The sequence below is a fragment of the Parafrankia sp. FMc2 genome, from assembly GCF_041008525.1.
GTDB lineage: Bacteria > Actinomycetota > Actinomycetes > Frankiales > Frankiaceae > Parafrankia.
This window is the reverse complement of sequence record NZ_JBFLUG010000129.1, coordinates 1-20,733: the sequence shown is the minus strand read 5'-3', so window position 1 is coordinate 20,733 and position 20,733 is coordinate 1. Positions and strand designations below refer to the sequence as shown.

Below are 20,733 nucleotides of genomic sequence, written 5' to 3'. Positions count from 1 at the left end.
CCGGCTTCGTGCTGGCCTGGTCCCGGTGGCGCCGCCGCCACCAGGCACGCGCACAAGCCAGCCACTATCGCCGCCAAGCCGCAGCACTCCAACTCAACTGATCACAAAAGTCGGGCTGGAGTACTAGGGCGTCCCCGAGTCGCGGCCGACCGACCAGCAGGGACGGAGCAGGGACATGTACGACGCGCCCACGACCACCGCTACGAGCGCCACCGGGCCGGAGAGAGCGGAGGGAACGGCGAACGTGCCCGAGGGCGCCGTCGTCGTCGACTTCTCCCACCATTCGGACACGTTGGCCGAGTGCCCCTTCGAAACGCTCGCCGACCTGCGGCGGACGGCGCCGGTCGCCTGGTCGACGGCCCACGACGGTTTCTGGGTTGTGACCAACCACCAGGATGTGATGGATGGGCTGGCCGACTACGGACGGTTCACATCCAGCTTCGGCCCGGCGATCCCGGCCAACCCGTTCGGCACCCGGCACATCCCGGTCGGGTTGGACCCTCCGCTGCACACGATCTACCGCCGGGCGCTTCAGACCTGGTTCAACAAGTCCGAGGTAACCCGGCGTGAGCCGGAGGTGAAGGCGCTGATCGCCGAGATCGTCCAGGACCTCGCCGAGCGCCGGAGCTGGGACTTCGTCTCCGACCTCGCGGACGTCTCCCCGGGTGCCGTGACGCTCGGCATCCTTGGCTGGGACAGCTCGCGCCGGCTGGACCTGCTCGGGGTGATGGCACGTGGGCTCAAGAACTCGGCCAGCACGGATCCCGCGGTGGTCGCCCAGAACGCCGAGGGCAATCGATGGATCCGCGAGCAGATCCTCGCCGAGGCCCGGGACCGGCGCGCCCATCCGCGCGAGGACCTGATGACGGTGCTGTCAACCGAGCCGATCGCCGACGGCGCGCTGATGAACGACGAGGAGATCAGCGACACGGTCGTCTTCCTGCTCCTGGCCGGATTCCACACCACCAGCGGTGCCCTCACCGCCCTGCTGGTCCAGATGGCGCGCCAGCCTGAACTGCGCGCTCGGCTGATGGAGGACCGTGGGCTGATCCCAGCCGCGATCGAGGAGGCAATCCGCATCTACGCGCCCGTCACCGCGCTGGCGCGTCGGGTCACTGAGGACACCGAGCTCGGTGGCACGAGGATGAGCAAGGGTCACTGGGCGCTCTTCGTCAACATGGCCGCCAACCATGACCCGGACGCCTTTCCGGAGCCCGAGATGTTCGATCTGACCCGCAACCGGGCCAAGAGCGTCGCCTTTGGATGGGGGGTCCACCGGTGCATGGGGCTTCATCTGGCGCGCGCCATCCTCCGGCTGGAGGTCGAGGCGGTTTTTGACCTGCTGCCCGATCACGTGATCGACCTCGATGGCACCCGGCGGGCCCATCACCTGGGCATCGGCTACTTCTACGAGACCGTGCCCGCTCACCTCCCGCCGACGTAAGCACCGAGGTTTCTTGATCGTGGGACTGGGAACCTTGCTATGACTGCGCTGCCGGTCCCACGATCAGGAGTCTTCCGCTATGAAGACCGGGACGGACGGGTGCTCCCCGACCGCCTGGAACCTCGCCCGGACTCGGGCTCCTATCGGGTCGGTGCCCTCGGGGACGTCGACCAGTGTGCTGAGCAGGCGGACGCCGCAATCGAGCTCGACCAGCGCGACGTTGTACGGGATCCGGGCTTTCAGATGGCCGGCGTAGGCGCGGTGGTAGACGGCGTAGCTCCAGACCGTCCCCGTCGTCTCCACCTCCTCCCAGGCGAAGCCGCGGCCGAGGCATTCCGGGCACACACCGGCCGCCGGCCAACGGAGAAAGGCACAGTCGGCGCAGCGCGGGAACACGAGCCGGCCCCGCGCGGCCTCATCCCAGAACATGGTCTCGGAAAAGGTCGCCTCAGAAGAAGTGCTCTCGGCGGTCACGGCGCCTCCGTCGACAGAATCGTGCTGGCCGCCTTCATGAAGCCGAACGTCGAGCAGTACTGTGCCGTGGTGAGCCCATCGATTTGCCGCTCCCCCGCGTCGCCACGCAACTGCCGAACCGCCTCACACAGGTGCAGGAACCCCCACATATAAGCCTCGGACAGCTGGCCGCCATTGGTGTTGAGCGGTAGCCGGCCCCCGTGTCCGATAGCCCCAGACCGGAACGCCTCCCCTACTCCGCCCGGATCGACAAAGCCGTAGTATTCCAGCATCTGCAGCACCCAGATGCTCGTTGGGTCCTGGATGTAGAGAGCGTCGATCCCGTCGCGGTCTATACCGGCGGCCGGGTAGATCCGTTCGGCGACCTGCTGAATCCACGGCCGCATCCACTGGTCCGCGTTCTGCCGGTCACGGAGTCCCGTCTGCTGAGCGATTCCCATCACGTGGACGGGTTTCTCGGTGAGTTCGGCCGCGCGGTCGGCGCGTGCCACGATCATGCAGGCGGCGCCGTCGGAGATCATGCAGAGGTCCGCCCGGCGCAGCGGCGCGACGAGGTATGGCGCCGCGAGGTAGTCGTCGACCGTCATCGGATCGCGGAAGATCGCCAGCGGATTGTCGACGGCGTAGCGACGCTGCGAGACCGAGATCTCGGCGAGGTCGGCCTCGGTCGTGCCGTACAGCATCTGGTGCCGTCGGAAGGCCATCGCCGCCGGGCCAGCGACGTTCAGGAAGCCATAGACCGAGGCCTCGTCCTGACGCCCCAGCGGATGGCTGAATTTGTTACCGGCGCTGCGCTGGTTCGTGCCGTAGACGATCGCGACCACGCTCGCCAATCCCGCGTCGATCACCGCACAGGCCAGGTGCAGCGAGAAGTTGCAGGTCCCGTAGTCGAGGGTCGCGCTGTACGCCGGGTTGAGGCCGGCCAGTCGCCCGATCTCGGTGTCTATGCCGAAGCCGCCGTACGACTTGCAGGTGATCAGCCCGTCGATCTCGGCCTTGTCGATGCCCGACTCGGCCAGGGTGATCCGCAGCCCCTCGACGGCCAGTTCGTCGGACGAGATGCCCGGGATGGTGCCCTGCTCGCTGTTGCCGACCGCGACGACCGCGGTGCGACCGCGAATCGCGCCACCGAGCCGAGCCGACCCGGCCAACGCCGCGGCCATCAGATGGCGCCCTCGTCGGCCAGCTCGTCGACTTCGTCCGTCGAGAGGCCGAGCAGGTCGTTGTAGACCTCGTAGTTGTGCTCGCCGTATGTCGGCGCCGCGCGCCCGACCTGCCCGCCCGCGTACTGCGGAGTGTCGGACATCTTCACCGACGGCGCCGCCACCGGCCAGCGGCCGAAGTTGGTCGCGTCGAGCTCGGTGAGCCAGTCGAGCGCGGCGAGCTGCGGGTCGTTCTCGACGCGGTCCTGGGTGGTCTGCGCGACCCCGGCCGCGACCCCGATCGCCTGCAATCGGTTCATCAAGTCGAAGCCATCGTGCTCGGACGTCCACGACGTGACCAGCCTGTCGAGCGCCTCACGATTCGCGAGCCGCGCCTCGGCGGTACGGAAGTCCGCGTGCTCAAGCCATTCCGGATGGCCGGCCTCCTTGGCCAGCGCGGCCCAGTCCTCGTCGGTCTGGCAGGTGATGGCGATCCACCGGTCCTCGCCCAGGGTCCGGTAGAGCCCTTCGGGCGCGGCCGTCGAGTACGGCGACCGGTTGCCGGCGCGCTCCCAGACCCGGCCGTTGACCTGGAAGTCGAGCGTCGGGACGGTGGTCATGAAGATCCCGACCTCGCTCTGCGAGGCGTCGATCGCCTGCCCCTGACCGGTCACGTCGTGGTGGTAGATCGCGCTGAGGATGGCCAGCGCGAAGCTGTAGGCGCCGTACCAGTCGAGGTAGGAGTAGCCCCATCCCGCGGGCGGGAACGGATCGGGAAGCCCGCTCATCTCCGAGGTGCCGGCGAACGCCTGGGCCACCGGGCCGATGGTGCGGAACCGTCCATAGATCCCCTTGGTGCCCATCCCGGACTGCTTCGCGTAGATGATGTCCGGCTTGATCGCGCGCAGTTCGTCGTAGCCAAGCTTCCAGCTCTCCATCACACCCGGCGAGAAGCCCTCGGAGACAACCGTGCTCTCCGCGACCATCCGACGGGCAAGTTCCAGGCCCTTCGGATGCTTGACGTTCAGCGAGATGCCGCGCTTGCCTGGGTTCTTGTTGTTGTACTGCGCGCCTACGGGGCCGCCCAGGTCGGCGGGCCACTGCGAGAGCACTGGTCCGGTCGCGCGCTCGCGGGCCTCCCGTCCGCCGACCGGATTACCGCCGCGGCGCGGGTCGAGGTTCTTGTGCCATTCGACCTTGATGACGTCCGCACCGAGCGCCGCCAGGAACCGTGTGGCGCCGGCCGAGGCCAGCATCCAGGTGAAGTCGAGAATCCGCACGCCTTGCAGCGCCCACGGCTTTCCGTGCACCGACAGCGTGTTGGGCGTGGCGAGCGGAACGCGTTCGATGGTCCGTGGCCGGACCTGTAGCCGAGTCTCGCGATCCTGGTCCAGCCGCGGCGCTGGGCGCCCGGCAACCCAGTCGGTCTCGGATGCGATCCACTTGCTGATCGGGTAGCGCAGGCTGCGGCCGAGGTCAGCGTGCTCCACATCGCCGAACGTCCCGCGCTGGAGCCAGTGCTCGTCGTACGCCGACTCGTGCGGCTTGCGCACCGGCACCCACATCAGCCCGGCTTCCTGCGCCTCGCGCCACGGAACGTCGTCGAACAGGTATCGGCGCACCGTGTGCTCGACCGCGTCCATGTTGCGCGCGGCGCCGCCCTCCATCCCGGGCAGCACGCGGGCGTCCTTGCGCTTCTCGTCGCTGCCGTCGCTGATGTCGTCGCCGATGCCGTACTTCTCCAGGAACGGGCCGAGCAGCTTGGCGTTGCGCGTCGAGGCGAGGATCCAGCGGCCGTCCTTCGTCGCGAAGATCGAGCGGTGGATGGACACGTCCGGCGCGGAGTGCCGGCAGGTCTGCCGCAGGAACGGGGTCCGCAGGCAGATCCATGACATGAGGTCGCCCTCGGTGTTCTTGGCCAGCGCCTCATGTACGGCGCAGGACAGGTGCTGCCCCTCGCCCGAGTGCCGGCGGCTGATCAGCGCGGCGATCACGGTGAAGGCGAGCTGCTCGCCGGCGACGGCGTAGGAGTGCTCAAGTTGGGACGCGATCGGCGGAAGGTCGTATCGACCGGTCGGGTCGGGGTCGTAGCCGTTGTTCATCACCTGGCCGCCCAGCGCCAGATGCACAAGGTCCGTCGCCTTCCAGGTCTTGCGCGGGCCGTCCTCACCGAACGGCGTGATCCGCGCGACCACGAGCGCGGGCTGCCCGGCACGAAGCTCGGCGCTGCCCATCCCACGCTCGTCCAGGTAGCCGAGCGGCGTGGCATCGAGCAGCACGTCACTACCGGCGATCAGCTCCGCCAGCCCGGCGCGGCCATCCTCGGTCTCAAGGTCGAGGACTACCGAGCGCTTGCCGCGGTTGTAAGCCCAGAAGTGCAGTGACTTCTCCGGGTCGGGCACGTCGTCGACGAACGGTCCCATCCGCCGGCTCTCGCCGCCCTCGGGCGGCTCGATCTTGATGACCTCGGCGCCGAGGCCGGCCAGCACGAGTCCGCAGTACTCGCCGATCCGGTCCCCGACCTCGACGACGCGCACCCCGTCGAGCGCTCCGGGCTTCGGCTGCTCTCCTGTGGCGTTGCTGGTGCTGGGCATGGTTCGCCTGCTCTCTGTGCTCGCAGGTGGGTCAGGTACTCACTTAGATGGATGACGTGCTCGCTGGATGCGTGACGGCCTGTCAGGGACCGCGGTGGTCAGGCCCGCGCGGGGTCGGCGAGAGTGCCGCGCGCCTCGAACCGCTCGAAGTCGGCGAGGTCCACGTCGGCGTACTGGTCGACGTGCTGCTGGCGGGTGAACGGCCAGATGATCGGCGTACCGCCCTGGTCGGTGTACCAGTTGTCGCATAGGGAGTACGTGGTGTCGGGCAGTGCGGCCCGCACGCCGTCACAGAACTTCCGGGTCGTGGCCTCCGACGGCGCCAACGCGCGCCCCTCCCGCCGCATGGTCTCCAGAAGCCGCATCAGGAAGCCGACCTCATCCCGCAGGCAGGTCGGGATCGCGATCGAGTTCACGGGCGCGAACGGACCGTTCAGCAGGAAGAAGTTCGGCAGGCCGGGCAGGCCGATGCCGCGGTAGCTGTAGACGCCTTCGGCCCAGAGCTTGTCGACGGTCAGCCCATCCGGACCGACGACGTTCATCGGCCGCATGTAGGCGTGGGTGTCGAAACCGGTGGCGTACACGATCACGTCGAGTTCGTGCAGCTCGCCCTCGCTGTCGACGATGCCGTTCGGCTCGACAAGCTGCACCCCGCCGAAGACCGGCGTGACGTTGGGCCGCTGAACCACCTGGTAGTAGTCCGGCGACTTGGGGATCCGCTTGCAGCCCAGCGGCTCCTTGGGGGTGAGCTTTTCCCGCAGGACCGGATCGGGGATCTCCTCCGCGAGCTTGTCCAGAAAGCGCCTGTTCATCGCCTCGCGCTCGGCGCCGGGCACCAGGCGCCAGGTCTCGGAACCGTCCGTCTCCATCCGCAGGGCGGCCATCTTGCGGTCCCAGTGGCCGGCCAGCGCGGGCACACGCAGCGCCAGCTTCTCGAACAGCGAGATCCTCGGGTTCTCCTTGACCTGGATCCACTGCGGGGTCCGGATGAAGTGCTCGACCTGATGGCCGAGCCTGCCGAGCTCGCTGACGATCTGGATGCCGCTGGAGCCGGTACCCACGACGCCGATCCTCTTGCCCCGAAGATCAACGCTGTGGTCCCACTCCGAGGAGTGCCAGCTGTGCCCGGCGAACGTGTCGGTGCCGGGGAACGTGGGGCGCTTGGGGATGTGCAGGAAGCCGGTGGCCGCGACCACCACATCGAACACCTTGGTGCCGCCGTCGGGCAGCGTGAGCGTCCAGGCCCCATCCCGCCAGGTCGCCAGCCGCGCCTCGGTGTTGAACCGGATGTTCTTCTGAATGCCGGTGTCTCGCGCGAAGTCGGCCAGGTAACGCCGGATCTCCCCGCCCGGAGCGTACCGCTTGGACCAGTAGTGCTTCCGGGCGAACGGGAACTCGTACGAGCGGGTGATCACGTCGACGTGGAGGCCGGGATAGGTGTTGTCGTGCCAGGTGCCCCCGACGGCCTCGCGCTTCTCGAAGATCGTGTAGTCGATGCCGGCACCGGCCAGGTGGTGGGCTAGAAACAGGCCTGACATACCGGCACCGATGATCCCGACTCGCACAGGTCACCCTCCCCACTCACTCGGAACTCGCTATCACCACGAATCTAACACGATTACGAACCGGGCCGGAGTCGTCGTCATCGTCCCCACGATCACAGGGGAGACGTCGGCGAACAGATCTCCAGTCATGCTGATGCCAGCCTTACAGTGGTGTTACAGCCAAGTTCGCGCGTAGGATGGCCGAACGCCTGAAGTCCACTGGAGGAACATATGACCGAGATCCCGGCCAGGTCCGGCGCGAGCACTGCCGACGCACCGGACAACCACGACGGGGTCCGCTCAGACAGTGGGGTCCAGTCAGACAGTGGGGTCCGCTCGTACGACGTCGTGATCGTCGGTGCCGGCCTCACCGGCATGTACCAGCTCAAGCTGGTCCGTGAACTCGGCCTGTCGGTCCGGGTCATTGAGGCCGGTTCGGGCGTCGGCGGTACCTGGTACTGGAACCGCTACCCGGGCGCCCGGCTGGACTCCGAGTCGTACTCCTACCAGTACTCCTGGGATGAGGAACTGCTGGAGGAGTGGCGCTGGAACGAGATGTTCGCGGGCCAGCCCGAGCTGGAGGCCTACTACAACCGGGTCGCGGACAAGCACGACCTCCGCAAGGACATCGACCTCGACACCCGCGTCGAGGGGATGGTCTTCGACGAGGAGACCGACACCTGGACGCTGCACTCGACCGAGGGCCGCCTGTACCGCACCCGGGTCGTGATCATGGCGAGCGGCATCCTCTCCGACCCGAACTTCCCGAAGATCCCGGGTCTGGAGCGCTTCAAGGGCGAGTGGTACCACACCTCGCTGTGGCCCAAGGATGACGTCGACTTCACCGGCAAGCGGATCGCCGTCATCGGCACCGGGGCCACCGGCGTGCAGGTGATCCCCGAGGTCGCCAAGACCGCCGGCCACCTCACCGTCTTCCAGCGCACCGCGAACTGGGCCGTGCCGCTGCGGAACCGGCCGCTGTCCGAGGAGGACATGCGGAAGATCCGCGATGGGTACCCGGAGATGTTCGACTTCCTGCGCCACTCGTTCAGCGGGTTCCTGCACAGCTGGGACGCGACCAAGTCGACCGAGGTGAGCGCGGAGGTGCGGGACGCGCGCTATGAGGAGGCCTTCGCCTCCCCTGGCTTCGCCAAGTGGATCGGGCTCTACAACGACCTGGCCTACGACGCGGCGGCGAACCAGATCTACTGCGACTTCCTCGCCAGCAAGGTCCGCGAGCGGGTCAACGACCCCGAGACCGCCGAGAAGCTGATACCCAATGATCACTACTTCGGCACCAAGCGCGTCCCGTGCGAGACCAACTACTACGAGACCTACAACCGGGACAACGTCGACCTGCGTCTGATCAAGGACGACCCGATCCGGGAGTTCACCGAGAAGGGCATCCGCACCGAGCAGGGCGAGCTCGACGTCGACATGATCATCCTGGCCACCGGGTTCGACGCGTTCACCGGCGCCCTGATGAAGATCGACATTCGCGGCGTCGGCGGCCAGACGCTTCGCGACAAGTGGAAGGACGGGCCGCTCACCTACCTCGGCATGCAGGTGGCCGGGTTCCCGAACATGTTCATCGTCGGCGGACCGCACGGTAAGGGCGGACACGGCAACGGCCCGCGCTGCGCCGAGCCGGTCGTCGAGTGGGTCGCCAAGGTGACCGAGGACATCTTCACCCACCCCTGGCGCCGCGTGGAGGCCGACCCCGAGTCGGAGAAGGAGTGGACCACGAGTGTGGTCCAGAAGGCCGCCGGCACCCTGCAGGCGTCGGCGAAGTCGATCTTCTTCGGCGACAACATCGAGGGGAAGCCACGCGTGTACGTCGCCTACCTGGGCGCGCTGCCGGAGTTCATCGACGGGCTGTATGCCGCTCGGGAAGCCGGCTACCGCGGCTTCATCCTCAGCTGAGCTCCTCCCGCCGGATCACCAGGAGGTCTTCGCATGACACCGCGCCCCTTCGTCCTCGACGTCCCCGAGGCCGACCTGCACGACCTCGACAGCCGGCTCGCCGCCACCCGGTTCGCACCGGACATCGACAACTCCGACGGCCGCTACGGTCTCTCGACCGAGCGGCTGCGGGAACTGGTCGGCTACTGGCGTGACGGCTTCGACTGGCGCGCGCAGGAAAAGGCCATCAACGCGCTCCCGATGTTCACGGTGGAGATCGATGGGCTGCCCATCCACTACGCACATGTTCGCGGCAAAGGGCCCGCGCCAACGCCGCTCATCCTCAGCCATGGCTTTCCGTGGACGTTCTGGGACTTCCACCGGGTAATCGGCCCGCTTACCGACCCGGCAGCGTATGGCGGGGACCCGGCGGATGCGTTCGATGTCGTGGTCCCGTCGCTGCCCGGATTCGCGTTCTCCTCACCACTCCCCCGGTCCGGGGTCACTTACCTGACGGCGGCGGACCTGTGGGTAACGCTGATGACCGAGGTGCTCGGCTATGACCGGTTCGCCGCGCACGGCGGCGACTGGGGCGCTCTCGTGACCGGACAGCTCGGTCACAAGTACGCGGACCGGCTTCTCGGGATTCATCTTAGCAGCCTCATCGCTTTCCCATCCGGCTGGAACTCGGACCGCCCCTGGAATCTGCTGAAGAAGGCCGCGGATGGCGCCGCGCCCGAGCACCGCGCCGCCGTCGTCGCGTGGGAGAGCCGGCGGGTCGGGCACCTCGTCCCACAGATCGTGCACCCGCAGACGATCTCCCACGGCCTCAACGACTCCCCGGCCGGGCTGCTCGCCTGGCTGACCGAGCGCCGCCTTGCCTGGATGGACCACAGTCAGCCATTCGACGAGGTCTTCCCGCCGGGCTTCCTCATCACCACCGCGATGATCTACTGGCTCACCCAGTCGTACCCGAGCGCCGCCCGCTACTACTACGAGGCGGCCGCCCATCCGTGGCAGCCCGCGCACGACCGCACGCCGGTGATCCAGGCACCCGCGGGACTCTCCGTCTTCCTCGACGACAACGCGCCGGGCGCCCGCTTCGACTGGCTCCCCGCCGTGTACGCGGACATCGTGCACCAGGCCGAGCACAAGGTCGGCGGTCATTTCGGCGCGATGGAGCGTCCGGACGACGTGGTGGCCGACGTCCGAGCCACCTTCAAAACCCTGCGTGCCGAAATCCCGCGTCTCAAAACCCCGCGCTGACCCCGAAACGACCGAAGGAAACCAGCATGGCCCGTGCGCCGAAGACCTCGACCTTTGACTACGTGATCGTCGGTGCCGGTGCGGCCGGCTGCGTTCTGGCCAACCGGCTCTCGGAGGACGCCCGCACGAGCGTTCTCCTCATTGAGGCAGGTCCGGGTGACGGCCATCTGATGCACCTGGTCCCGAAGGGTTTCTACTTCACCCTGACGAACCCCAAGTACTCCAAGACCTTCGCCACCGTCGAATTCCCCGACGGTCACGTCGAACAGCTACCACGCGGCAAGGTGATCGGCGGTTCGACGACCATCAACGGGATGGTCTGGAACCGCGGTTGGGCCGACTACTACGACGGCTGGGAGAAGGCCGGCAACACCGGCTGGAACTGGCCGCGTTTCCTCGACGCGTTCAAGAAGATCGAGCGTCACCAGCTCGGGGGCAATGAGGTTCGCGGCGGCGGCGGCGCGGTCGACATCGAGGTCGCCGGGCCCCCCGAGGAGACATGCGACGCCATGATCGCCTCGTTTGGGGCGGCGGGCGTCCCCTTCGAGACGGACATGAACGGCAGCGGCGGCGAGCGTGTGTCGTACGTGGCGTCCAACACCAGAAAGGGCACCAGGATGAGCGCTGCCCGCGCTTACCTGCGTCCGGCATGTCGTCGCAAGAACCTGACCGTGGTCACCGAGACCGAGGCCGAGCGACTGGTCCTGGATGGCATTCGTGTTATCGGCGTCCGGTGCCGGACAAAGGACGGGAACACGGCCACCTACAGCGCGACCAGGGAGGTGCTGGTCTGCGGTGGGGCGTTCGACTCACCGCTCCTGCTCGAACGCTCGGGCATCGGCAAGCCGGAGGTTCTTGAGAAGGCCGGCGTTCCGTGCGTGGTCCCGAGCCCCAAAGTGGGCGAGAACTTCAAGGAGCATCGCGGCATCCTGCTTCAGTACCGGCTCACCGGCGTCAAGGGCTTCAATGCCGAGGCCGCCTCGACACCGCGGTACCTGTGGACCGGTTTCAAGTACCTCTTCTCGCGCAGCGGGATGATCGCGCACGGCGGCTACGCCGTCAGCGCCATATACAAATCCGACCCGGCCTCGGAACATCCCGACACTCAGTGCTTCTTCACGCCGTTCTCGACCTCGGCCGTGAACCCGATGACCGGGCGGATGGTGGTCGACAAGCTCCCCGGTGCCAAGTTCGTCGCGCTGCCGATGTACCCCACGAGCCAGGGCGCGCTGCACATCACCGGACCCGGCCTGGATGACGTGCCACGTCTGGAGCCGAACTTCCTCAGCACCGAGAACGACCGGCGGATGCTGGTCAAGGTTCTCCGCAAGGCCAGGGAAATCGTCGCCGCCGAGCCGTTCGGCAAGCACATCGTCGAGGAGCTTCAGCCCGGACCACAGGTCGCCGGGGACGACGAGATCGTCGAGTACGGCATCAACAAGGGCAACGCCGGCGCCCACGGACTGGGCACCTGTGCGATGGGGCCGAATGGCGACGATGTCGTCGATGCCTCGCTGAAGGTGCGCGGAACGCAGGGGCTGCGCGTGATCGACGCGTCGGTGTTCCGGGACCAGCCCTCGGGAAACAACAACGCGCCGACCATGGCGTTGGCCTGGATAGGCGCCGACATCATCCTGGCTGAGCGGGACTCGGCTCCCCGGTAGCGGGCGCCTCGACGAGCGACGCCTCCACCAGGATGATGGCGCCCTCGGGGCAGGCCGCGGCGACGTCCGCGGCCTTCGCCCGCTCACCCTCGCCGATCACGACATCCCTGACCGTGCCGTAGCCGAGATCATCGCAGTCGAACCACTGCGGCCCGAGGGTGTAGCAGCGCCCATGCCCGACGCACACGTCGGTGTCTATCACGAACCTCAGCCCGGTGCTCTCGGTCATGTCCAGTCCTTTCGTTCCCCGCGGCCTTCGGCCGTGGGCCGTAAATGGGCGGCCTTCACGCCGCGGGACGTCAGTGGGCGGTCGGCTCGATCTCGAGCGGCAGGTTGAGAAGTTGCTGCATGAAGCTGCCGTAGCGGTACTTCTCCACGAATCCGTCCGGAATTCGGTAGTCCGCGATCCGCTCGTGCCACACCTCAAGCCCGATACGCATCTCCAGCCGGGCCACGTGGGAACCCAGGCATCGGTGCACGCCGAGGCCGAACGCCGAGTGGGGAACACCGACGCGGGAGAGCCGCACATCCGGAGCCAGCTGGCGATCAGCACCACAGCGGGCGATGAAAATGCGGTCGCCGGCCTTGACCGGGAAACCGTTGAGTTCGGCGTCCTGGGCTGCCACGCGGCCGGCGGAGCCGCCGGTGTTGTAGTAGCGCATCAGTTCCTCGACGGCCCCGGGAATCCGGCTCGGGTCGTCGATGATGAACTGCCGGTCGTCCCGGTTCCGGGCCAGGTGCCACATGATGAAGCCGAGCTGGCTGGACGTGGTTTCCTGACCCGCGATGAAGGCGAGCTTTGCCATACCGACCAGAAGGTCCTCGGGGATGTCCTCGCCGTCGACCTTCATGTTGACGAACGCCGTCGCCAGGTCACCGGGCCGCGGGTCGGTGCGCCGGTCGGTCATCGCACCACGGACGATTTGGTCGATCTGCCGCTCGATGTCGTCGCGCTCCTCCTGGGTCGGGAAGTCGAAGGTGGCGCGCTCGGCCAGATGGAACATCCGGTCGACGTCCTCGGTGCCGATTCCCAGCCATTCGAGGAAGAAGAGGGCCGGTAGCTTCGCCGCGAAGTCCTTGGCGAAGTCGCAGCTGCCCTTCTCCAGGATGTTGTCGATCAGCTCGTGGCAGATCTCGCCGATGCGCGCCTCAAGATGGGCGACGGCCTTCGGGCCGAACAGCGGCGCCAGCGCCTTGCGGTACCTGGTGTGTACCGGCGGGTCCATCGTGATCGGCGGGACGTCGAGGATGACCTCGCGCTGGGTGTAGACGATCGAGCTCGGCAGGTTCGACCAGGTTCGCGGGTTCTGTAGCACCTGCCGGACCGTGTCGTAGTCGGCCGCCACCAGGTAGCCACGGTTCACCGGGCTGTAGAACAGACCGCCCACGCTGGTCATCTCGTCCCACACCGCGAACGGGTCGACGCCCAGCCGCTCGTCACCCTCCAGGTCGAGCCGGTGGATCGGAAGCCCGTGGGTCTCGGCGCGCTCCAGCATCGATGTCATGTCCGGGTCCCTCTCCGTTTGCCTTGGGTGCGGTGCCGGCTACTGGTGCGGCGTTGCTTCGGAAGCGGTGTTGGCACGTCTGATGCGATCGCCGCGGCACCAGAATAAGACCATTACAACATAATTGCTTGCCGAGCTTGAGGATGGGTCGTCGCCGCCGGTAAGGCGGTCAGCGCGAGATCCGCTCGTACATGCCGCCGGACCGGAAGGACTTCGCCATCGAGCTGGCCAGGTAGTTGTGGGGGTAGCCGAGCGGCACGGAGCTCACCTCGTCGAGGCGGCCCACCTGGTCGTCGGTCAGCTCGATCGCGACGCTCCGCAGGTTCTCTGTCAGCTGGGCGGCGCTGGTCGCGCCCAGGATCGGCACCACGTGCACCGGTCGGTGCCGGAGCCAGGCCAGGGCCAGCTGGGCTGGGGTCACCTCCAGCTCCGCCGCCAGCTTCACCAGGGCCTCGACCACTGGCTTCGAGTTGCCTCCGTGCGGGTCGGTCCAGGCCATCGCGGGCGAGTTCCAGACCTCGGTGGTCAGCCGGGACCCGGTGCCGGCGGCAGCACCGGCTCCGGCACCCGCACCGGCGGCGTACTTCCCGGTCAGCAGGCCGTTCTTGAGCGGCGACCAGGCCAGTACCGACAGACCCAGCTCCTCGGCCATCGGGAAGTACTCCGCCTCGGCGCCGCGGCCAAGCAGGCTGTACTCGATCTGCAGCCCGACGTAGGACGTCCATCCACGCAGCTCCGCGATGGTGTTGGCGCGAGCGACCATCCAGGCGGGCGTGTTCGAGACACCGATGTGGAGCACCTTGCCGGCCCGCACCAGGTCGTCGAGCCCGCGCATCACTTCCTCTACCGGAGTGAGCAGATCCCAGGAGTGGACGACGTACAGGTCGAGGTAGTCGGTGTTGAGCCGGCGCAGCGATCGCTCGACGGACCGCATCATGTTCTTGCGCTGGTTGCCGCCGACGTTCGCATCCCCGCCGCCGAACCCGGACCTGGCGTATGCGGAGTTGGTGGTCGCGGACTTCGTGGGCGCGGAATTGGTGTACTTCGAGGCGATGACCACCTCGTCGCGGTGGCCGGCGACCAGGCCGCCGATGATCATCTCGCTCTCGCCGCCGGCGTACTGGTTGGCGGTGTCGAGGTAGTTCCCGCCGGCGGCGCGGTAGGCGTCGTACTGCTCCTTGGCGGTCTCGCCGGAGACGCCCCATCCAGTGGAGGCGCCGAAGAGCATCGTCCCGAGCGCCACATCGGAAACGCGAAGCCCGCTTCGGCCCAACAGCCGGTAGTTGAGAGTCACGTCGGTCGTGGTCACCTAGCACCCACCATCACTGGCGCTCACCATCACATCGAAAGGCCGCGGCGGAGCAGGCCGGCAGCCGAGACGAGTCCGCCGCGCTCGCCGTCCGGCCGGGCGTTCGTCCGGGCAGACATCCGGGCGTTCGGGCGTTCGGCTCCGTGCGCTCACCGCGTCGAGACCACCGTGGTCTTGAGCTGGGTGTAATGGAGCAGCGACTCGAAGCCCTTCTCTCGGCCGAGGCCGCTGGACTTGTAGCCACCGAACGGCGTCTCGATCCCGACGCGGCCGCCGTTGACGATCACCTGGCCAGCGTCGATTCGCGAGGCCACGCGTAGGGCACGGGCAGAGTCGGCGGTCCAGACGCTCGCCACGAGCCCGTACTCGGAGTCGTTGGCCAGGGCTACGGCCTCGTCCTCGCCCGCGAAGCGGGTGACGGCGAGGACCGGCCCGAAGACCTCCTCGCGGAAGATCCGCATCTCCGGGGTCACGTCGGCGTAGACGGTCGCCTCCAGGTAGCGGCCGACCGCCAGCTCGCCGGTCACAGCGTGGCCGCCGGCCACGAGCCGGGCACCGTCCTGGGCCGCGACGTCGAAGTAGCCGAGCACTTTCTCGAACTGCGCCTCGGTGGTCATCGGTGCGAGGCGCTCCCCCGGCGTTCGGGCGCGCATCTCCCCCGCGACCCGCTCCAGCACGGCGTCGTGGATCTCGTCCTGGACCAGCAGCCGGCTCAGCGCCGAGCACTGCTGGCCGGCGCCGGTGCAGACCGTCAACGCGCTGGCCACGACCTTGTCGAGGTCAGCGTCGGCGAAGACCACGTTGGCTGACTTGCCACCGAGTTCGAGGATAGTCGGGACCAGCCGCTGGGCCGTGCCCACGGCCACCGCCCGGCCGGTCGCGACGGAGCCGGTGAAAGCGACCAGCCGCACGTCAGGATGGTCGACCAGAGGCGCGCCGGCCTCCGGACCGGTGCCGAGCACGACGTTCAGGACGCCCGGCGGGATGCCCGCTTCCTCGCACAGCCGAGCAAGCATCAGCGTGGTACTGGAGGTGAACTCCGACGGCTTCACCACCACCGTGTTGCCGGCCGCCAGGGCCGCGGAGATGCCGCGCGAGGCCTGAGTGAGCGGGCCGTTCCAGGGCGTGATCATCCCGACCACGCCGTAGGGCTCGCGGCTAGTGAAGGCGTGGTCGCCGGCCCCGAGGTTGATGGTCTCGCCGAAGAGCGCACGGACCACGCCGCCGTAGTACTCGAAGTAGTCGGCCGACATCTGCAGCAGGCCGCGCATTTCGCCGACCAGCTTGCCGGTCTCCTCGACCTCGACGGACACGAACTCGTCGGCCCGCTCCCGCAGCCGCCGGGCCACCTCCGCGAGCAGGCGGCCACGCTCGGCCGGAGCTCGATCGGCCCAGTCGCGTGCTGCCGCACGGGCCGCGCGAACGGCCAGGTCGACATGCTCGGCCTGACCGAGCGCGACCCGCGCCACCACCGCGCGGTCGCGGGGCCCTGAGATGGTCAGCGATCCCTGGGTCCCGCGCGGCACCGGCTTGCCGTCGATCCAGTGATCGAGCTCGCGGATCATGCGCATCTCCTCACCGGGCCGGGTCCCCCGTCGGCACCATTGAAGCAGGATTTTAAGAGCATTACAGCGGTACACCGCTGGAGCCGGACACAGCGCGATCACATGCGGCTTCACCAGCGCCTATGCCTAGGGACGCGGCGGCTCCAACGTGGCCTGAGCTGTCCGTCCCGTGCGCGGCGGCCACTACCGTTGGTAGATTCTAACTTAATTGCTAAACAACAGCGGCCCGCTTCGGATGGGCGCCCGGCCGGCACCGCGCCGCCTCGGAGCCACTCCTCGGGACTCGCGCTCGGGGCTCACCCTTGGGCCTCCGGACTCGGCCTTCGGGCCCGCACCCCGGGACTCGGGCTCCCGGACTCGGGCTCGTGCCTGTTCGTGACTGACTCCGCGGCGAACGGCCCGCAATGATCGGCACCGCAATCGGAGGTTGACCGGCGTGAACGACACCCCTGAGCTACCCGCTCTCGACGGCGTCCGTGTGCTCGATGCCAGCTACGGCATCAGCGGGCCGCTGGCCGGGATGGTGTTCGGTGACTACGGCGCCGAGGTCATCAGGCTGGACGCTCCGGCCGACCCGGACGACCGCGCGCGACCAGGCGCGGTCGTGTGGCACCGCAACAAGACCATTGTGCCGCCGGATCTCGGGCCGGAGCTGGCCGCCGAGGCCGATCTGGTGCTCACATCCGACCGGCGCACGGCGGCCGCGCTCGGTCTCGGCCTCGACGCCGAGCCACGAGAAGGTCTGGTGCACCTGCACCTGCCGCTGTGGGGGGAGGAGATCGACCTCGACCCCTTCACCCGCGACCGGATGGTGGCCGCCGACTTCGGGGCCGCGCGGCGGCAGACCTCGTTCAGCGGCGGTCCGGTCGACGAGGTGTACCCGTTCCTGGCCTACATGCAGGGCACGTGGGGCGCCGCCTGTGGCATCGCGGCGCTCGTCGAGCGCGTGCGCAGCGGCCGCGGCCAGCGTGTGGTGGTCGACCCGCTGCACGGCTCGATGGTCGCCACCGTCACCACGATGCTGGTCAGCCCGACCGAGCGGCAGCCTGACACGAGCGTCGGCCCGGGCGGCCCGAACCCGACGTTCGGGACCTATCAGTGCGCGGACGGGGAGTGGCTTTTCGTCGGAGCTCTGGGGTCGAAGTTCCAGGACATCCTCTTCACCTGCCTGGGCACGACCGACATCGTCGACGACCCGCGGATCAAGAACGTGCGCGAGCGCCTCTACGCGCCCGAGAACCGCGGCTGGGTCCGCGCGAGGCTGACCGAGGCGTTCCTGCGCGACGGCCGTGCCGGCTGGCTGGAGAAACTGACGGCGGCCGGATGCCCGGTCAGCCCGGTCGGCGACCGCGACGACTGGCTCGACCATCCGCAGATCGCGGCTCTGGGACAGCGCGTCGACCTCGACGATCCGCTGGTCGGGCCCTCGGTGGTGGTGGGTGTGGGCGCGGAGCTTTCTCGGGGTGCCCTGCCCCGGCACCAGCCGCGCCGATTCCAGGAAAGCGCGACCTGGCAGCCGCGGACGGATGAGCCGCGTACCCCGCTGGCTGGACCGCCCGTCCCCTCAGCGACACCGCCGGTCCCGCCAGTTGCGCCGCCCGCTCCGCTACCTGCGCCGCCCGCTTGGCATGCCGAGTCGCCCGGCCCGCTGGCCGCTGCGCCGCCGGCTCTGCCCGCAGCTGGGCTGCCCGTGGGCTTCGGTCCGCTCGCCGGGATCACGGTGGTCGATCTTGGCACCGTTCTCGCTGGGCCGTACGCCGGGATGCTGCTGGCGGCGCTCGGCGCGAACGTCCTCAAGGTTGAGATCACCAAGGGCGACGAGCTGCGGCTGCGTGGCTACGGTATCGCCCGCGGCCAGCGCGGTCTCGGCATCGACCTGCGTGATCCCGAGGGGTACGCCGCCTTCCTCCGCGTGGTCGCCGGCAGCGACGTGGTGCTCGACAACTTCCGCCCCGGGGTTCTGGAGAGGCTGCGGCTCGATGATGCGACGCTGCGTGCCACCAACCCCGAGGTGGTCACCACATCGATCACCGGCTACGGCGGCACCGGACCGCTCGGCCGCCAGCCCGGCTACGACCCGGTGGTGCAGGCACTCTCCGGGATCATGAAGGCTCAGGGCGGCACCGCCGAGCCGGTCTTCTCGACGCTGGCCATCAACGACGTGACCGTCGCCTGCCTGGCGGCCCTCGGGACCTGCGCGGCGCTCTACCAGAAGGCCGTGGGCCGGGGCGGGCAGCACGTCGCCTCCTCGCTGGCGACCGCGGCGACGTTCATGCAGAGCGGCGAGCTGGTCCGGTATACCGGCCGGACTCCCGCCGAGACCGGTGGACGCGACTTCCCAGGGCCGGGCGCGCTCTCGCGCTTCTACGCATGCGCCGACGGCTGGGTCCGGGTGCACCTCCGCGACTTCGACCAGGCCGTCGCCGCCGGGTTGGCCAGGCTAGCCGACGCCACCGGGTCGACCGACGCGGCCAGGTCGACGGACGCCACCGAGGCGGCCGAACTCACCGAGGCGGAGCTGGTCGATCAGCTCACCGCGTCCATCGGCGCCCTCACCTCGGAGAAGGTGGTCGCGATCGTGAGCGCCGCGGGCGGGGCCGCCGTCCGGGCCCGCGACTTCACGGAGGTGGTCGGCGACCCCGAGCTAGTCGATGACGGGCACGTGGTCGAGTTGGTCTGGCCAGACGGCAACTCGACCTTGCTGCCGCACCGCCTAGCCGAGGTCAGCGGCCACGCGCCCCATCCCGTGATGAAGGCGACCGGGCACGGCGAACACTCCCGGGAACTTCTCGCCGAAGCAGGCCTGTCCGAGGCCGAGATCGAGCACCTGATCAGCTCGGGAGCGGTGGTAGTCGGCGAACCGATGTACTCGGTGATGGGCGTCGGCTACCGCTGACGGATGGGTGATCATCCCGCTGGGATTGCATGTCGTTCCGACGCGTCCAGAGGCCGCCAGCCTCATGTAACGACATGCAATCGCGGCGGGAGGAGTAGGGACGCGGGGCTGAAGACGGAGGGCTAGGCCGGTACCGCGACCGTCGCGGTGCCGGGGGCCAGCACTTTGCCGGTTTCGTCTTCTGCCCAGACCTCGAGGTCGGCGTGGTGTTCGTCGGCCTCTGTTCGGACGGCGATGACGCGCGCTTTCACGTCGAACAGCGCACCGCGGAGGGTCGGCTCCCGGAACCGCAGCGCCACCGACACGATTCGGCCTTGCGGGGGCAGCCACTCCCGCAGGAGCCGGTGCACGTAGGACCACTGCAGGCGGCCCATCATGATCGCGCCCGGGTACCCGGCCCTGCGCCCCTCCTCGTCATCCATGTGGATGGGCACGAACTCGTCGTTCACGGCGGCGTAGCGGTTCCACTCGGCAAAGCCGGTGCACCGAGGCCCGGCGGCCAGCTCGTGGCCCACCTTCAGCTCCATGCTCGTCTCCCCTCGCCGCGTAGACAGCAGCCCCGCGGTCAATACTCGCGCAGTCCGTACGCGCCAGGTGCGCACTCGCCAGGTCAGTCGGCTGCGCGGTCAGTAGCGGATGGCGGTCTGGCGCTCTACCCGGACCCTCTCGCCGACCTGGTTGGTCCACACGGCCTCGGTGACCGAGATGAGCATCGGTCCCATCCGGCCGGTCTTCTCCTGGTAGTCGACCAACCGGGTCTCGGAGCGGATCACGTCGCCGGGGCGCATCGGGACGCCGTAGGTGGCCTCGGTCCCGCCGTTGATCTGGTTGCGGAGCCCGGGGCCTGTGATGCCGATGAACTTCTCGATCCAGTCGGTGTCGCGCGCCAGCGGTGCGATGACCGGTTTCCGCCGCTCGGCGACCATCCAGGCGAAGGGGTTGAACTCCTCGGGCGCGACAATCCCGCCGGGCGCCGTCGTCTCGTCCCAGAAGCGGCGCGGCGGCGGGTCGGGGTAGTAGATCGCGATCATCCAGCGTCGGATGTCGGAGGCCGCGACGGGGAAGGAGACCTCCCAGTCGATGACCGAACCGACCCCGGCACGCATCTCGTCGCTGACAAGTCCCATAGCTACCGGCCTCCCATCGCTGCTGAGCCCATCGCTACTAAGAGCGTGTCTCATGTCGGGTGCGGGAGTTTCTTCCAGCAGGTGATCGCGGCGGCGAGGCAGAGGAACCCGAGGAAGTTGCGGCCGTTGCGTTCGTAACGCAGAGTCAGACGACGGTAGCCACCGAGCCAGGCGAGAGTTCTCTCGACTTTCCACCGGTACCGGCCAAGGCGTTCGGTACTGTCCACACCGCGACGGGCGATCCGCACCGCGATACCACGCCGGCGCAGGAAACACCGCAGTTCCGGCTGGTCGTAGGCCT

At 68.4% G+C, this 20,733-nt stretch carries 16 protein-coding genes; 5 read left to right on the top strand and 11 right to left on the bottom strand.

What is annotated here, in order from left to right:
- The first annotated feature begins 175 nt into the window (after positions 1-175).
- Entirely contained in the window at positions 176-1,444 is a 1,269-nt protein-coding gene (locus AB1460_RS29055) for a cytochrome P450 (protein WP_368965280.1), read from the top strand.
- Between the two features lie 63 nt (positions 1,445-1,507).
- Here AB1460_RS29055 and AB1460_RS29050 read toward each other — a convergent pair whose 3' ends face one another.
- The 4 genes from AB1460_RS29050 to AB1460_RS29035 form a co-directional block, all read right to left on the bottom strand.
- A complete protein-coding gene (locus AB1460_RS29050) occupies positions 1,508-1,918 on the bottom strand; it encodes a Zn-ribbon domain-containing OB-fold protein (RefSeq protein WP_368965279.1) in 411 nt (136 codons plus the stop codon).
- Positions 1,915-3,081, bottom strand: a complete 1,167-nt coding sequence (locus tag AB1460_RS29045) for a thiolase family protein (RefSeq protein WP_368965278.1) — start codon at positions 3,079-3,081, stop codon at positions 1,915-1,917. Before AB1460_RS29045 ends, AB1460_RS29050 begins: the two co-directional genes overlap by 4 nt.
- Entirely contained in the window at positions 3,081-5,654 is a 2,574-nt protein-coding gene (locus AB1460_RS29040) for a CaiB/BaiF CoA-transferase family protein (RefSeq protein ID WP_368965277.1), read from the bottom strand. Before AB1460_RS29040 ends, AB1460_RS29045 begins: the two co-directional genes overlap by 1 nt.
- Before the next feature lie 98 nt (positions 5,655-5,752).
- The gene (locus tag AB1460_RS29035) at positions 5,753-7,219 is read right to left on the bottom strand and encodes a flavin-containing monooxygenase (RefSeq protein WP_368965276.1); all 1,467 of its coding nucleotides are present in this window, start codon (positions 7,217-7,219) and stop codon (positions 5,753-5,755) included.
- Positions 7,220-7,429: 210 nt separating this feature from the next.
- On the opposite strand from AB1460_RS29035, the gene AB1460_RS29030 reads away from it, so the two are divergent.
- Genes AB1460_RS29030 through AB1460_RS29020 form a run of 3 tightly spaced genes read left to right on the top strand, consistent with a single transcriptional unit; the run spans position 7,430 to position 12,030 of the window.
- Positions 7,430-9,121 carry a flavin-containing monooxygenase gene (locus AB1460_RS29030; protein ID WP_368965275.1) on the top strand — a complete coding sequence of 564 codons (1,692 nt, stop codon included), beginning with the start codon at positions 7,430-7,432 and terminating at the stop codon, positions 9,119-9,121.
- Between the two features lie 33 nt (positions 9,122-9,154).
- Positions 9,155-10,366, top strand: coding sequence for an epoxide hydrolase family protein (locus AB1460_RS29025; protein ID WP_368965274.1), 1,212 nt, complete (start codon positions 9,155-9,157; stop codon positions 10,364-10,366).
- 26 nt (positions 10,367-10,392) lie between these two features.
- Positions 10,393-12,030, top strand: coding sequence for a GMC family oxidoreductase (locus tag AB1460_RS29020; protein WP_368965273.1), 1,638 nt, complete (start codon positions 10,393-10,395; stop codon positions 12,028-12,030).
- Here the strand turns inward: AB1460_RS29020 and AB1460_RS29015 are convergent.
- The 4 genes from AB1460_RS29015 to AB1460_RS29000 all read right to left on the bottom strand — a co-directional run bounded on the left by AB1460_RS29015 (position 11,996) and on the right by AB1460_RS29000 (position 16,523).
- The gene (locus tag AB1460_RS29015) at positions 11,996-12,259 is read right to left on the bottom strand and encodes a ferredoxin (RefSeq protein WP_368965272.1); all 264 of its coding nucleotides are present in this window, start codon (positions 12,257-12,259) and stop codon (positions 11,996-11,998) included. The genes AB1460_RS29020 and AB1460_RS29015 overlap by 35 nt on opposite strands.
- Before the next feature lie 70 nt (positions 12,260-12,329).
- A complete protein-coding gene (locus tag AB1460_RS29010) occupies positions 12,330-13,535 on the bottom strand; it encodes a cytochrome P450 (protein WP_368965271.1) in 1,206 nt (401 codons plus the stop codon).
- A 169-nt stretch (positions 13,536-13,704) separates the two neighbouring features.
- Positions 13,705-14,844: an aldo/keto reductase gene (locus AB1460_RS29005; RefSeq protein WP_368965270.1), complete on the bottom strand. Its 1,140-nt coding sequence runs from the start codon at positions 14,842-14,844 to the stop codon at positions 13,705-13,707.
- A gap of 149 nt (positions 14,845-14,993) precedes the next feature.
- Complete coding sequence (locus tag AB1460_RS29000) at positions 14,994-16,523, bottom strand: aldehyde dehydrogenase family protein (protein ID WP_368965269.1); 1,530 nt, start codon at positions 16,521-16,523, stop codon at positions 14,994-14,996.
- Between the two features lie 322 nt (positions 16,524-16,845).
- On the opposite strand from AB1460_RS29000, the gene AB1460_RS28995 reads away from it, so the two are divergent.
- On the top strand, positions 16,846-19,305 hold the full coding sequence (locus AB1460_RS28995) for a CaiB/BaiF CoA-transferase family protein (protein WP_368965268.1): 2,460 nt from the start codon (positions 16,846-16,848) through the stop codon (positions 19,303-19,305).
- A 122-nt stretch (positions 19,306-19,427) separates the two neighbouring features.
- On the opposite strand, the gene AB1460_RS28990 is transcribed toward AB1460_RS28995, so the two are convergent.
- The 3 genes from AB1460_RS28990 to AB1460_RS28980 form a co-directional block, all read right to left on the bottom strand.
- Positions 19,428-19,820, bottom strand: a complete 393-nt coding sequence (locus AB1460_RS28990; protein ID WP_368965267.1) for a MaoC/PaaZ C-terminal domain-containing protein — start codon at positions 19,818-19,820, stop codon at positions 19,428-19,430.
- A gap of 111 nt (positions 19,821-19,931) precedes the next feature.
- Positions 19,932-20,432, bottom strand: coding sequence for an FAS1-like dehydratase domain-containing protein (locus tag AB1460_RS28985; RefSeq protein ID WP_368965266.1), 501 nt, complete (start codon positions 20,430-20,432; stop codon positions 19,932-19,934).
- A gap of 50 nt (positions 20,433-20,482) precedes the next feature.
- Positions 20,483-20,733 (bottom strand): transposase (locus AB1460_RS28980; RefSeq protein ID WP_368965265.1); only part of this gene is annotated, 251 nt, incomplete at its 5' end.

Excerpts from the sequence above, each read along its gene's own strand:
- AB1460_RS29055 (WP_368965280.1), top strand. The coding sequence starts at position 176 with ATGTACGACGCGCCCACGACCACCGCTACGAGCGCCACCGGGCCGGAG.
- AB1460_RS29045 (WP_368965278.1), bottom strand. The coding sequence starts at position 3,081 with ATGGCCGCGGCGTTGGCCGGGTCGGCTCGGCTCGGTGGCGCGATTCGC.
- AB1460_RS29040 (WP_368965277.1), bottom strand. The coding sequence starts at position 5,654 with ATGCCCAGCACCAGCAACGCCACAGGAGAGCAGCCGAAGCCCGGAGCG.
- AB1460_RS29030 (WP_368965275.1), top strand. The coding sequence starts at position 7,430 with ATGACCGAGATCCCGGCCAGGTCCGGCGCGAGCACTGCCGACGCACCG.
- AB1460_RS29025 (WP_368965274.1), top strand. The coding sequence starts at position 9,155 with ATGACACCGCGCCCCTTCGTCCTCGACGTCCCCGAGGCCGACCTGCAC.
- AB1460_RS29020 (WP_368965273.1), top strand. The coding sequence starts at position 10,393 with ATGGCCCGTGCGCCGAAGACCTCGACCTTTGACTACGTGATCGTCGGT.
- AB1460_RS29015 (WP_368965272.1), bottom strand. The coding sequence starts at position 12,259 with ATGACCGAGAGCACCGGGCTGAGGTTCGTGATAGACACCGACGTGTGC.
- AB1460_RS29010 (WP_368965271.1), bottom strand. The coding sequence starts at position 13,535 with ATGACATCGATGCTGGAGCGCGCCGAGACCCACGGGCTTCCGATCCAC.
- AB1460_RS28985 (WP_368965266.1), bottom strand. The coding sequence starts at position 20,432 with ATGGGACTTGTCAGCGACGAGATGCGTGCCGGGGTCGGTTCGGTCATC.